The following is a 13,886-nucleotide window of genomic DNA, read 5'->3' as shown; positions in this document are numbered from 1 at the left end:
GAAACTAGAAAATAAAAAGTGTTTCTTAAATCCGAATTTAAGTCCTAGGACCAAATATAACCACAAGCTTTCATAATGAAACGGTTGCTCTTTCAATCTAAAACAGACTGGAAGTCTAACCCGCGAATCTACCACATATTTTCCCATCAAAGTCAAACATAATTACCTCTATTAGTAAAGCACCTTTCGAATGCTCTTGCATTTGCTCGTGGACCTTCTTGCAAATCAATTCAAAAAACCCAGGTATTTGATGGACCTTTACTATCTCAGAGACATGTCGAGCCGTATTGGCTTTTTGTATCTCTTCTACGAGTGAACTCTGTATGCCTGGAAAACAATTCATGGCAATTTTTGCCATGAACTCCATGTCTACATGAGAGCCCCGAACATGAGTTTGCTTGATTCCCATTGCCATTTTTGTCAGCTTTCCTACAAATCCAGCAATCGTTACTTTGCGAATTTGTTTTAAAACACAGTTCTTAATAGAGTAACCTGCGAAATCTCCCATTTGGATAAAACAATGCTCTGGAAGTGTGTCGCCAAATAATTCCTTCGCATAGTCTTCGCTTCTACCCCCTGTTGTCAGAATCACCCATGTATTACCCATCGCCTTGGCGACGTCCAAAGCTTGACGTATGGCGGCTGCAAAAGAGGCAGTTGAGTAAGGTAACACTATTCCGGTTGTGCCCAAAATAGAAATGCCACCGAGGATGCCTAAACGAGGATTATCAGTCTTGACGGCAATCTCTTCACCTAAGGGCACGGATATGACAATCTCGATTCCACCATGTTGTAGCCATCCTGATGCGACTTCCTTTGCTGCAACTTGGATCATTTTTAAAGGAACCGGATTGATGGCTGGCATCCCAATTCCAATTCCTATACCGGGCTTAGTTATTCTCCCTACTCCTTTTCCTCCATCAATTGAGATGATTCCTGCATTTTGAGTTAGCGTGACGGTAGAATGTATTTCAGCACCATGTGTGACATCAGGATCATCTCCTGCGTTTTTGATGACTGCCGCGGTGGCCATATTTGCGTCAGATTTCTTTATCCACGAAATATTAATGCTAATTTGATTTCCTTTCGGAAGTGACACGACAACTTGGCTGGCATTAGCTTCACATACAAGCGTCAGAAGAGCAGCCTTGGTTGCAGCAGCCGCACAAGTTCCAGTGGTGAAGCCGGTCTTTAAGGCCCCCCTTCGCATCCTCTGTAGAATATTTTCGGGTAGTCTTTGCTCTTGTTCAGCGAGCTGAAGATCTTCAGATTGGTCAGATACTTCCTGTGAATCATTCATTCAGCTACCAGTTCCTCCTTCTAATCATGAGCACCTCAAAGTGAACCGAAATGAAGTCACTAGTACTAATGTAAATGCACTCTTGTAACCTATCTCCATCAGCATATTGTTCGAATTCATCGTGAACAATTTGATCCAATCTCCATCAATCTGTCGAATAAGAATGAGCTCTTTTATAATCCAGTAGTGTTAAAGTCGGTCAATATTAGACATAAATTGTCAGACCGACAGTCTGGCGGTCTTGATTTATGGAGGGTGCGTCAAAATGACACCGGTGTTCCTTTGACGGATAGGTATCGCGTTTGATTCATATTGGCACTGTTCCTAAAAATCCAGACCTGTCTTCGATCAGAATAATAGCTGATTTCGTTAAGAAACTTGGTCCGGAAGACTATATGATTCTTAAAACTTTAGCATCTGCGCTTACCCATCGGCAGTCACTCACAAAGCAACAAATAGTGAATTATTCAAAATTGCATGAAGATATCGTCGACTTTAGACTAAGGGCGTTGAGGAACTCTAACCTAGTGAGCAAGCATGACCATGACTTTGCAATACTTAGGGCTGGGTTAGACACGATGGTGCTAAAGCTGCTCGCGGATAAAAATGTAGTAGGCGGCATTGGCAAGCCTATTGGTTTGGGTAAAGAGTCAGACGTTTACGAAGCAATGAAAGATGAAATGAAGCTAGCCGTTAAATTCTATAGAATTGGAAGAATAAGTTTCAGGGGTACAACTAAGAAAAGGTCTTTCTCCTTCAGACAGGAAGATAATTCGCATCATTGGCTCCTGGTGAGCATGAACGGAGCAAAAAAAGAAGTCGAGATACTACAAAGGTTAATGAAATCAGGTGTTTCCGTTCCCAAGCCACTATACAGGGCGATGCATTGTGTGGTAATGAAGCGAATAAATGGTATTCCACTAGCAAACTTGTTAAATGTTAATGATCCACCTGTCTTATTCAACGAAATAATGAGGAATGTCAGGATGGCATACAAAAATAACATAATTCATTCCGACCTTAGCGAGTACAATATTCTTATCGGCCAGTCTGGCGAACCTCATATTATCGATTGGCCTCAAGCCGTAAGCACAAACCATCCAAATGCCAAATTACTTATTACTAGAGATGTGGTCAATATCGTAAATTATTTCAATCGCAAATTCCATCTAGCTCAAACTGTCGCTGACGGAATGGAACTCGTGCTTAACTCGTAACAGCTTGTCCTACAAACGAAACCTTAGGTGAGCAAATTAACCTTATCTGTTATTTCCCATGTGAATCCTGGTTCATTACGACCAAAGTGACCGTAAGCAGCAGTTTTCTTATAGATAGGCTTTTTGAGGTCAAGATTATCAATAATCGCAGCAGGCCTCATGTCGAACGATTTCTTCACCCTTGCTTCTATTTGATCTTCAGAGATGCTTCCAGTCCTGAATGTATCAACCATAACTGACACCGGTGACGCTACTCCGATGGCATAAGCGATTTGAACCTCACACCTTTGCGCCAAGTTTGCTGAAACAACATTTTTGGCAACATATCTTGCCAAGTAACAGGCTGACCTGTCCACCTTGGAAGGATCTTTGCCAGAAAAGGCGCCTCCACCATGTCTTCCCATTCCTCCGTAGGTATCAGCGATAACCTTTCGCCCGGTTAGTCCTGTATCCCCCGGTGGCCCGCCGACTACGAATCTGCCAGTGGGATTAACAAGGAACTTTGTACTTTGATCAACCCAATCCCCGCATACGGGCTTAACAACCTCTCGAATTATTTGCTCTCTCAATTGCGATAAGTGAATATCGGGTGAGTGTTGTGTGGATATAACCACAGTGTCTATTCTTACGGGCTTATTGTCTTCATAAACCACCGAAACTTGTGATTTGCCATCAGGCCATACCCAATCGAGTTCTTTTTTCTTTCTTACGCTTGAGAGTTTCATTGTTAATTTATGTGCAATAGAAATCGGAAGAGGCATGAGTTCAGGAGTCTCATTCGAAGCATATCCAAACATCAATCCTTGGTCTCCCGCACCTTGCTCTTTCTCACCGTTTGCAGCTATACCCATTGATATGTCAGGACTCTGCTCGTGAATTGACACTAACACTGAACATGACTCGGAATCGAATCCGTAATGAGGTTGATCGTATCCGATTTCCTTTATCGTTCTACGAATAATTCGTTGTGGATCAAATTTTGAGCCAGAGGTGACTTCACCAGCAACGAATACTATACCAGTGGTGGTCATAGCCTCGACGGCAACCCTTGAGTCAGAGTCATACCTAATAAATTCATCTAGGAGTGAATCAGATATCTGATCACATATCTTATCAGGATGCCCCTCCGTTACACTCTCGGAGGTGAAGATAGATCTGCGCACCATAGCTATCCAAAATCAGATCTTTTAGCAGCGGTGTTCAGAATTCTTTTTCAAGCTTAATAAACAGAACGTTATTTCCTCTGATTACTACCTTGCCATAATTTGCCAACACGTCAGAACCGTCAAACTCTTCAGCATTCAATAAAATTAGATTCATATAAGAATCAACATTGCTCATTCTGCCTCGATATTCAATTTCACTCTTCAACCTTACTGCGACCTTTCGATTAACCGCACGCTGCAAAGTAGACAAAGGCCTTTTTGGTTGTTGAGAAGAGGACGAAGATGATGACAAATTCAACTTATCACTTGGGATTTCAAAGCCGCGGGGCTAGAATAAAAAGGTTCCTCCGTTTTGTGAAACAAGCGAAATCTGTTTAGTTCAGATGTTACTAATGATTATGTTTGTCACAACTTTTGCCCACCGGTTGCAAAGCGATCGACATGCTCCTAGGTGGAGGATTGCATGCTGGAATGATCTCGGACGTTTACGGTGAAGGCGGGTCAGGGAAGACTCAACTATGCTTCACCATTTGTGGAAGAAATGCAAAGTTGTTTAAAAGAGTGAAGGGTATCGCGATAGTATTCGTGGATACAAGCGGGACGTTTAGACCTGAAAGGATCACAGAAATTGCATATGACAACGGACATGAAATTCTAGATAAAATATTGGTTATAAGGACACTATCCTACATGGATCAGATACGCTCCATCGAAAAAATTGTGGAGATTCGCCCTAAACTCCTAATCGTAGATGGGATAGCATCGCTATTTACGGTCAATCACCATGGAATTGCTAGACATCTAACTTTAATGAATCATTTGCACAAATTATCGCTTGTAGCAATTAACCTTGGATGTCCGGTAATCATTACAAACATGATTCGTAGCCGTTTGAGTGATTCTGGCGCGCCCACTCTTATTCGTAGTCTAGAAGATAGCACCAGAGAGCTTATGGGTACTTCATTGTCCATTTATACACACATGAAATTAATGCTAAGCATTGTTCAACCGAACAAACAATTGTTCAAGGCAGTCATAAAACAGCCGCGTTGTGACAAACATGCATACTATACCATTACTAAAAGCGGAATATCAGATGTGTCTTTATGAGCTAGAAGCAAACCAGATTGAAGAGTGGGCGAATTTACCTGTCTTAATTACCAGATGTATCTAACGATATGATGGATAGTACAACACAACATCCCACGCCTAATCATATTTTAACGAATACTTGATCAATAACATATTTCACTTTTTAAAACCCTTTCTTATAGATACTATATGATTCTATGCTATAGATTATAATTAATAATGGAAAGTGTTATAAATAAGCAGTTTCTATTACACTATAACCGATAGATAACCGCTAAAAAGATAGTGACCCTCCGTACCCGTGTGAAGCATTTGTTTTAGCACTGTGGTAGGGGGACTGGCCCTATCTATGAGATATATTCTTCGATGAAATTCTGCTGTCCAAATTTTGGATGTATCTAGATCTTTTTAACGTGGGCTTGGAAATATTTATTCCTAAGATGCAAGGCCCTGCTTATGGCGTTAATGATATTTGACGAATCTTCTCCCACAGGGTTCCAGTAAAACCGGGCTCATTCTACGTCAGACTAGTCACTCGCGAAAATTGTTCAAAAAGGACAGATTAATCTCGTTTCAACTCCCCTTTTTAATGCCTATCGTCACAAATTTTTCATTAAGTTTTTCTCTCAAAATGTCGAGCCTTGCAACTACACCGATGAGCTTTTTATCCTGGTCTACTACAGGTATCAAGACTATGACCTTCTGAAGCATAATGTCAATTATATCATCGATAGAGGTATCACGATTTACCACAATAGGCTCCTTGGTCATGAGGTCGGTGGCAGGAAGACTGTCAAGGTTTTTGCCTTGTCGTACTGCCCGCAAGATGTCTGCAGCAGTAACAATCCCTACTACCCGAATGCTGTCGTCAATAACAGGCACACCGTTGAATTCACCAATTAGCAGCCTCGTACTTATTTCAGTACCAGAAGTGCTTTCCCTGGCGGCTACTACGTTCGTGGTCATTAAATCGGAAGCTACAATCATGCCGGCCTGAACCAAATATTGTCCGAGTAGTATATTTTTCTTCCGCATGCATACAAAACGCTCTAGCCGCCTATTTTATGCATATAATTCAATGTTGGTCTAAGAGAGTTTGTTTTAATAAGTTTAATTATGCCCTCGGGCTTTTTCTTCATGCACTTTTGAATAAATTTCGCGATATCTTCGTCTGACTGGCCGTCTCTCAGCATATTTTTTACGTCATAACCGGGTTCTTCATAAAGACACGTCAAAATTTTGCCATCAGAGCTAAGCCTGACCCTGTCGCAGTTGGAACAGAATGGCTTGGTCATAGAGGAAATAAATCCGACCTTCCCAATACCATCAATAAAAGAATACAGGGTAGCTGGCTCTGAAGCGTCGTCTGTACTGACCGGTATGAGTGCCCCCACTTCGTGACTAATTCGGTTAAGGGTCTCAGTCTTACTCACTACCAAATCAGATCTCCAGATTCCAGATCCATCAAGTGGCATGAATTCTATGAACCTTACAACTATACCTGTATCCCTAGCGAACTTGGCAAAGTCGGCAGCTTCATCATCATTCCATCCTTTCACCAGAACAGTGTTGACCTTCACTTTCAAACCGACGGCATCTGCCTCTATGATCGCTTTTAAGACCTTATCTTTTCCTCGTCTGCCCCCCATACTTTCAAACTTCTGTTCTTTGAAGGTATCTAAACTAATATTCACGCTGGAGAGCCCAGCCTGTTTTAATATCGAAGCTTTTTCTCCTAGCAAAAGACCATTTGTAGTCATACTAATAGTCCTAATTTTGCTGATACTCGATAACATGCTAATTAAACGTTCGACTCTGGGCCTTACAAGCGGCTCACCCCCGGTGATTCGAATTCTTTCGATCCCAAGTTTGCTAAATATACTAGCAAGTCTATGGATCTCATCATATGTCAAAATGTTCTCTTGTTCTAACCAATCGGTAAAGTTCTGGGGCATGCAATATAAACACCGCATATTGCATCGATCCGTGACAGATATCCTCAGCTTCCTGCTGACTCTACCGAAGCTGTCAACTAGATTAGAGGTCATAAAATCGATCTTCCTGAAGTATAGAAGTGCGAATCAAATTTCTTTCTTCTTCCTTGATTGTTGATATGTGTGGCAAAGAATAAATGAAACTCCTTGAAAGGGAGTAAGGGCCGACGATCAGTAACTGCCCACTCTCGACCCTCAAGTTGGGTAATATTCGATCGGCTAACAAATATTGAGTACAAGCTAATTAAATGCAGATTAAGATAATGTACTAAAGGCTATATATATTCAGGGTGCCCGACGCTATGTAAGTGAAATATCCTAATTTATTAAGTTAATGCAAGTGGCCATCGACACGTTTTGAGCGGAAGGATCTTAGACCATAAATTCCGTATTAATATAATAAAAGGTTAGCTGCACCGGATACGATTTGTAGCCGGAGGTTGTGCTGACATGCTTGAACCCCCAACCTTCCAATCATTTGCCGTTAGCACTGCATTTATATCGCATTTTGAGATTGAGTCTGACTGATAGTTGATTGCAGGAGCCATTATGTCTCCAGCAAAATTTGCGTGCCCTAATCCCAAAGCATGGCCTATCTCGTGCAGGGCAATTTGCATTGTTTCAGAAGCGTCAATTGGTGAACCAAATCCCATTCTTGCCAAAGTTATTTGAGCTTTGTCTATCAAACCATCCTTTGGGGTCAGTCGTGTTTCTCCTAAAATTTCACTGAAAAAGTGCCCTCTGCCAACTATCGAGCCAATACCATCTGAATGATTACTAGTCTGACCACCTTCCGTCAGGAAGGTTATCCTTATATCAGAATTGCGGACGTTAGAAATTTGCTTTAACTGTAATCCATCAATTCTTGACTGCCATTCAGTCATGGCTTCTGTAACTGCCTGGCGCGAAGAAGGACTACCGCCAGTTATACTGTATGTTAGTTGACCACTAGCAATTTTGTCATCCCATCCACAACAGATTGCGATAGAAGGTGAGAATTGAGCATTTTTCTGTGGCTCACCTCTACTAGAATGCTTGTGGTGTCCTGACGAGCCGTAAACTGGCTGTGAGTGGAGAGTCATGGAGCCTAGAGTAAAAATAATCAATCCGGCCAGAAAGCAACATAGAGTTAGCTTCGCACTACATGATGCTAACAATCTTATGATACTAATTATAATGCCATTCTTATATACCTTATTTGTGATTGACAATCCTGAGGATGATCACAAGAACATCTATAGCTGCTGTTCGAATCCCAGGCCTATAGTACCACTATTATTATCACATGAAAATAGGACGGATATACTAGCTCTAACCGGCGAAAAAAGGACCTTTCAGAGCATATCAAATATATATAATTGCTAAATACTTTAGAATAATCAGTAGTAACGGAAATAGCGTATTAGCATGAAGCAGAAAAATAAGCAAATCGGGTCTAGACCCAGTGGTTATTACTATTACGCAGCCGGTGCTACGACGGCGATAGCCGGCATATTGCACTTGATCCTGTTCTCAAACGGATTGGGAAGAGGGATCAGTGAGGTTGGCATATTTTTTCTAATATCTGGCCTAATTCAGTTATTTTGGGCTGTGCCTGTGGTCAAACGCTGGGGCAGAACATGGTATTACATAGGAATAGGAGGAACAATAATACTGATCATCCTCTGGGGAATCACAAGAGCACCGAATCCTCTTACACATGGAAGGGCATTATCAATAAATTCTATGAGCGTTGTGACAGAACTCTTTGAATTCGCATTTATCGGATTGTTGGCGATAGTAATCTGGAAAGAAAGGAGATCAAGGCTACCTGAGATTAAACATAATTAAGCCCTATTAAAGATTGCCAGAAAGTTGGACTTCTGGCAAAAATAGTGATGGTAACGACAAGTGGGGAGGCTCTTGTTGCCTGCTTTGACAACACATTAGAAATGAAGGTTCCTTGTGTGAAATTGGACCTTGCAACCAAAGAATACATGTTTAAGAGCAAAACCTCACTTGAACATGTGTTTTTAAGTACATGTTGGTGACTCAATCCGGAGACAATTTATGTGGAAAAATTATAAAGCTGTAAAGCGTATTAATTTCGGATTTCATTGAAGAGAGAATATGTGATATCAAGAATAGAGGCATCCCAGGACGGCAGTCCATACGTATACGTCACCTTCACCGACCCTGCCGATTTTATTGCCGGGAGCGATAAACCACAAAGCCCTTTTGGGTCAAACATGATGGCATTCACATCACCTGAGGATCTTATGAAAAACTTACCGAAGGCGATGGCAAACATTTCTAAAGCCATCGGAGGAGCAGGTGGTTCTATTACAGAGTCTCGCACTTTCAAAATTAGCATGAGAGAATACGAGGATATGTCAATTAAAGTCGGAGACAAAGTTACTATTGAAGTAAAAAGGTCACAAAGTCCTGAGATATAAATCCAATTACAGCATCCTTTGAATTACCGCAAAGACACAATAATTGCAGCTAAAAACATTCAGCTTATACGGCCTTGTGACTAAGCCACATGGCTCACCAGATTTGACCTTCTGTTTTACAAAAGCACTGTAAGGAAGCCAATAGATATTGAGCGCATTACATTATGTATCGAATGACTTGTGCTAGTACTTCGTGCTCTCAGGGTTATTCAATTAGCGCTTATAAGCAACTTCAAATTATATATTTCCCCAGCTCAGCTCAACTGAAGCTGTGAAATTAATATTCTCAAATTTCAGGTTGGTACACTAACGAGCTAACTCATTACGACTGTAACATATTGTTCAGGAAGCTTAGCTATAGATTTGCAATCTTGGACAGCACACTTAAATTATTGCTGTACTACCTGTACCAACGTGCCAAGGATAATTCATTTTGAAATTGTTGCAAGCGAACCCGAACGAGAAATAAAGTTTTATAAGGACGTCTTTGGCTGGGAATTTAGCAAATGGAATGGGCCTCAAGATTACTGGTTAGTAAAAACAGGAGGTGATAGCCTACCTGGAATCAACGGGGGACTTGCTCCGAAAAGAGATCAACATGGAGGAAGCCAAGGCAGCAAGATGACTAATACTATTGACGTTCCGTCTATTGACGATTTTTCAGAAAAAATCCAGAGAGGAGGAGGCAAAGTCTTAAGCCCTAAAATCCCCATAGCAGGTGTTGGATACTTGGCTATCTGCCAAGATCCAGAAGGGATAACTTTTGGAATAATCCAAACCGACCAAAGTGCGACATGACGCCGCAATATGAAAAGCACTTGGAATGATGAGGCGTCTAAAGATCAATCTTTAAGGATATGCTATAGTTATTGCTAAAGTTCTGTCGGACTGCGATCATCTAGGCCACTATACGATCAAATGGTATTATTAGGCAGTCTTTGCACGCCTGTTGTCGAATGGGAAAGGATATTCCATATATCGAGCCGTCGCTAAGCCAACGTCATCTCCAAAATAATGGCTTACAATCCTTAATGCAAGATCGATCCCTGATGACACTCCTGCAGATGTAAATATTGGTTGTTGCAGTGTATATCTGACGTTCGGTTGTATTTTGGCCTTAGGAGCACACTTCCTTAGAAAATCGAATGCAAGCCAGTGGGTAGTTGCTTCACGTCCATCCAGTAATCCAGCTTTTCCAAGGAGACTGGACCCAGTGCACACCGATGCGGTTAAGCCTGTTTTAGATGCACGTTCAGCAATCCATTCGATTAATTTTTTATTTTTAATTTCCCTGCGTGTACCGAACCCTCCGGGAACAATAAGTAGGTTCAAGTCAGGACATTCTTGGGTAGAGACATCTGGCATCAAGCGCAGCCCGCCAACTGCAACTACCGGCTCTTTTTTTTTCTGTGACACAAGCAATACTCTAAATGGCGATGGTTCCTCTTGCCTAGACCTTTCATGTAAACGAGTCACTGAAAATACCTCGAAAGGTCCTGCTACATCCAGAACCTCCACTTGATCAAATATCAGTAGACCTACAGTTAAGAATGCTCTCTTCTGAGCCAACAGATACGATTTAATTTTGTTGACAATTTATTGTTATTGCAGGACAAGAGTAGGCAGATGAGAAGCAAATCTATACATTCCAGTATACTACTAGGAACTGACAGCTGTTTGAATTTCCATGCAAATGTGCGACAGATATCCTGTTCCTGAGACCCACTTTCAACATTTGGGACTGGATTTTTGGACACACCTTATTCGTACTGCTGTGGCCACCATAGCCAGTCATACTTGTTAGAACAGGAAGAAGATGATCCTGATAGAATATTAAGCCTTTACAACCGTTTTCATCGCAACGCTTAGAATAGGCGCTCCGTGCGCCAACTATAATCCTTCCGCTCGAATCCATTATGGCAGCGAATATAACGCGTTTGTTAAATGTCAAAGCTTCTTTGCATACCTTATGTAACTCCTTTCTGTTAATAGCTTCTTCCAATTTGCAGCTTCTTCAACAATGGTAATGATAACTGGTTCGCAGAAATATTATGTTACATTCAACAAAGTCTTTCTACGTATCAACCATAAGTTAAAACAGTTTAGTATAGCAAAAGCTACTATAGCACAACATTATAGTAGACTCTAGCTGCTGTTAATTCCAGCATCCGCGAAATCCAATCTTGACATAAAGATATTTGCAATTGCTGCAAAAAGTTGTCGCCGATTCATCAAAAAAAGGTAATTACCACTAGAATCCTAAGCTTGGTACATAAGCTATTGAAAAAAACTCCATAAAATTATCGTCGTCATTAGCATAAGTCAACCGGATCCGTGACGTAGATTTGAAACCCAACGCGCGGGAATTTATTAGCTCCCAGATTCATTTCTCTCTAATAGTATTTCTATGGTCTAGAAAATACATCGACCCTCCAATAAAGTAATCTAAGATAACAAATGCTTTTTTATTAAACTAACTTAGGAAAGGGACCGCCACTGATTGTAGTATCATACTTTTTGTTGTGTGATATTATTTTATAGCATCGCAAAGCTTTGATATTATCTGTTGGTGTTTTTCAGGGGGAGTTCTGGGCAATTGTAAATATATGCATAGAAATTTATCCTTCGTCTGCGTAAGTGGTGTTGCAGCCAGTAACATATCGCCTCCTGAACCCTCCTGATATTTTATCTCGACAATTTCAAAATGCGCTTTGTTTGTTGACCAGTCTACCCAGCAATGAGAAGCCATATTATTGAGCAAAGGTACAACCGTCTCTGTGTAAAACAAGAGAGCTGGTCTAGATGGTTCAAAACCGCTATTCGCTTTTAGAAAACCTTGAAAAGTATGCCCTTTTCTAAACTTTCCGACAACTATGCCTCCATTAGAGTCGACTACAGCAGTGAATTTTACAGCCTTGGTAGCATACAATGAAATTAAACAGACTTCCTCAAAGAAATCGCGTTCTTCCATTGCTTCCTGATTGGAAAAGGAAAAGGCCTAATATTAACCATTTTTTCCACATATGGTAACTTTATCAGGATCTTAAACTTTTTGCAAGCTATTTACTTAAATAATATAAAAACTATGGTTAACGCATCGGCTGATAATAATGACATGCAAAGGTATCTGTATCCGCCATAAGGCGTCCAAACCTGTAGGCAGCGGGCGATATTCTACCGGACAAAAACGATGTCAGGTCTGCGAAATATTCCTTAAATGGGATGGACTCTGGTGCCCATGCTGTGGCTACAGACTAAGAACAAAGCCCCGTAATCTTAAGTATAAGGCCAAGTTAAGGGCGAGGAGGGAAATTGCCAAGTCAAAGGTACTCCTGTCATCGGCACAAAGTCAGCAGTCACCTGGTCTGAGCCCATAAGTTAATTGCGTTTTTTAACATTGTTGCAAGCATCCATTAATCAGGATATTCTTTCGTGAGCCTTAATAGTTCAGACGACTTTCATTTCATGCTCATGGCCGTACTTGGAACATGACCAGTAAACGTTAACGAGCCGATCGGTTCCATGTGCCTCGTACATTTATAGCCGGATGTTTTTAAGAAATGGGAGCACTCATGCTTGCTTTTGAGGGGGACATGACGCTATCAAAATGAACTAAAATAAGCTCGATAGCCAGAGGTAGTTTTTTTGGCATGTATTAAAGTGCTAGGGTCGCTCGATACAATTCAAGCTGAAAATGAGAATCTTGCCGTTTATGCCACTTAATATGCCATGAGGCAAACGCTAGAAGAGCGACAAACCAGTTCTATCTTTTCAATGAAAAGAACAATCAGATGAAGTGCGCAATAGTTCTTTAACTAAGAAAATTCTGGCTCAATGCCAGATCTTATCTGCTGAAGCTTGATGTAGAACTTAAAACGGGGTTCATTTTGTATAAAAGATGTAAAATCATAACTAGTAGTTTTGAATAGCCACGCTGTACTATTCCAAGGGACCTGTGACATAAGGCACGCTAGTCACACTCAGTCCACCTGACATATATCCCCTACCTATCACAGTAGTGTGACAAGTGACTCTTGCCGAGTACATGTGGGCTTCTAGTAGTGAATTGATAAAAATCAATGTTCCACTTTGACGTATATTTTCTTATAATCACCTTTGCTGCTTTGAGTTTCATGAGGGGCGCTATTGTATATTACGTCCACCCAAGATGATGTTCATGATGGATATGCTCCTCCTATGTCTTGGGGTATCTTACCAAACATTTTTATCCCATCTCATGATTGCATAGTTAGTTTGGCCGAAGGCACTTCGGGTATAAATCTGAAACGAAGCGAAGAATCCTTCCTTGAGCAGAATGAGGTGTGCAGGGTCGCTACCTCACACAATGATATCCCTCATGTTACAACAGTCAATTACTGCTACATAGACCATTTCATATTCTTTGCAACTGACTATAATACTAGAAAATATAGAAACCTCGAGCAAAATAGGAACATAGGAATTATTATTGATTCTTATGGCTCGTCAATAAACAATAAGGCAGTGATAATTCAAGGCGTGGTCGAGTTTGTTGAAAGAGGAAATGAATTCGTAAAACTATACAAGCTATTCGACAGCAGGTTCAACTGGGTTAGAAATGACCCCTGGAAGGAAGGTGAGGCACCATTCGTAAAAATTATCCCAAGATCCAAAGCGAGTTGGGGATTAAACTGATTTACTTT

At 41.0% G+C, this 13,886-nt stretch carries 15 protein-coding genes; 6 read left to right on the top strand and 9 right to left on the bottom strand.

The features are described 5' to 3' along the window. Positions 1-115: 115 nt before the first annotated feature. Positions 116-1,300 carry a cobalt-precorrin-5B (C(1))-methyltransferase gene (locus DYY65_RS01620; RefSeq protein ID WP_201449256.1) on the bottom strand — a complete coding sequence of 395 codons (1,185 nt, stop codon included), beginning with the start codon at positions 1,298-1,300 and terminating at the stop codon, positions 116-118. Positions 1,301-1,602: 302 nt separating this feature from the next. Here DYY65_RS01620 and DYY65_RS01615 point away from each other — a divergent pair, with 302 nt between their 5' ends. After that, entirely contained in the window at positions 1,603-2,517 is a 915-nt protein-coding gene (locus DYY65_RS01615; RefSeq protein ID WP_162476251.1) for a serine/threonine-protein kinase RIO2, read from the top strand. Positions 2,518-2,540: 23 nt separating this feature from the next. Here DYY65_RS01615 and metK read toward each other — a convergent pair whose 3' ends face one another. Both metK and DYY65_RS01605 read right to left on the bottom strand, forming a co-directional pair. Further along, complete coding sequence (metK, locus tag DYY65_RS01610) at positions 2,541-3,683, bottom strand: methionine adenosyltransferase (protein WP_162476250.1); 1,143 nt, start codon at positions 3,681-3,683, stop codon at positions 2,541-2,543. A 34-nt stretch (positions 3,684-3,717) separates the two neighbouring features. Beyond that, entirely contained in the window at positions 3,718-3,975 is a 258-nt protein-coding gene (locus DYY65_RS01605) for an LSM domain-containing protein (protein WP_162476249.1), read from the bottom strand. 110 nt (positions 3,976-4,085) lie between these two features. On the opposite strand from DYY65_RS01605, the gene DYY65_RS01600 reads away from it, so the two are divergent. Beyond that, entirely contained in the window at positions 4,086-4,793 is a 708-nt protein-coding gene (locus DYY65_RS01600) for a hypothetical protein (RefSeq protein ID WP_162476248.1), read from the top strand. A gap of 555 nt (positions 4,794-5,348) precedes the next feature. On the opposite strand, the gene DYY65_RS01595 is transcribed toward DYY65_RS01600, so the two are convergent. From DYY65_RS01595 to DYY65_RS01585, 3 genes are all read right to left on the bottom strand, one after another. Next, the gene (locus tag DYY65_RS01595) at positions 5,349-5,810 is read right to left on the bottom strand and encodes a CBS domain-containing protein (RefSeq protein ID WP_162476247.1); all 462 of its coding nucleotides are present in this window, start codon (positions 5,808-5,810) and stop codon (positions 5,349-5,351) included. 14 nt (positions 5,811-5,824) lie between these two features. After that, complete coding sequence (moaA, locus tag DYY65_RS01590) at positions 5,825-6,823, bottom strand: GTP 3',8-cyclase MoaA (RefSeq protein WP_162476246.1); 999 nt, start codon at positions 6,821-6,823, stop codon at positions 5,825-5,827. 353 nt (positions 6,824-7,176) lie between these two features. Further along, positions 7,177-7,980: a matrixin family metalloprotease gene (locus DYY65_RS01585; protein ID WP_162476245.1), complete on the bottom strand. Its 804-nt coding sequence runs from the start codon at positions 7,978-7,980 to the stop codon at positions 7,177-7,179. A 196-nt stretch (positions 7,981-8,176) separates the two neighbouring features. On the opposite strand from DYY65_RS01585, the gene DYY65_RS01580 reads away from it, so the two are divergent. The 3 genes from DYY65_RS01580 to DYY65_RS01570 all read left to right on the top strand — a co-directional run bounded on the left by DYY65_RS01580 (position 8,177) and on the right by DYY65_RS01570 (position 10,002). Next, complete coding sequence (locus DYY65_RS01580) at positions 8,177-8,599, top strand: hypothetical protein (protein WP_162476244.1); 423 nt, start codon at positions 8,177-8,179, stop codon at positions 8,597-8,599. 281 nt (positions 8,600-8,880) lie between these two features. Then, on the top strand, positions 8,881-9,204 hold the full coding sequence (locus DYY65_RS01575; protein ID WP_162476243.1) for a hypothetical protein: 324 nt from the start codon (positions 8,881-8,883) through the stop codon (positions 9,202-9,204). A gap of 363 nt (positions 9,205-9,567) precedes the next feature. Next, positions 9,568-10,002 carry a VOC family protein gene (locus tag DYY65_RS01570; protein WP_162476242.1) on the top strand — a complete coding sequence of 145 codons (435 nt, stop codon included), beginning with the start codon at positions 9,568-9,570 and terminating at the stop codon, positions 10,000-10,002. 129 nt (positions 10,003-10,131) lie between these two features. Here the strand turns inward: DYY65_RS01570 and DYY65_RS01565 are convergent, their stop codons facing one another. From DYY65_RS01565 to DYY65_RS01555, 3 genes are all read right to left on the bottom strand, one after another. Further along, positions 10,132-10,773 (bottom strand): DJ-1/PfpI family protein, encoded by a 642-nt coding sequence (locus DYY65_RS01565; protein ID WP_162476241.1) that lies wholly within the window; start codon positions 10,771-10,773, stop codon positions 10,132-10,134. A gap of 70 nt (positions 10,774-10,843) precedes the next feature. Further along, entirely contained in the window at positions 10,844-11,206 is a 363-nt protein-coding gene (locus DYY65_RS01560) for a hypothetical protein (RefSeq protein WP_162476240.1), read from the bottom strand. A gap of 528 nt (positions 11,207-11,734) precedes the next feature. After that, positions 11,735-12,175 carry a hypothetical protein gene (locus tag DYY65_RS01555; protein ID WP_162476239.1) on the bottom strand — a complete coding sequence of 147 codons (441 nt, stop codon included), beginning with the start codon at positions 12,173-12,175 and terminating at the stop codon, positions 11,735-11,737. A gap of 1,175 nt (positions 12,176-13,350) precedes the next feature. On the opposite strand from DYY65_RS01555, the gene DYY65_RS01545 reads away from it, so the two are divergent. Continuing rightward, positions 13,351-13,878, top strand: coding sequence for a pyridoxamine 5'-phosphate oxidase family protein (locus tag DYY65_RS01545; protein ID WP_201449254.1), 528 nt, complete (start codon positions 13,351-13,353; stop codon positions 13,876-13,878). The last annotated feature ends 8 nt before the right edge of the window (positions 13,879-13,886 follow it).

Origin of the sequence: Nitrososphaera sp. AFS (assembly GCF_009898475.1) — an archaeon.
GTDB lineage: Archaea > Thermoproteota > Nitrososphaeria > Nitrososphaerales > Nitrososphaeraceae > Nitrosopolaris.
This window is presented reverse-complemented; position numbering and strand designations above follow the sequence as displayed.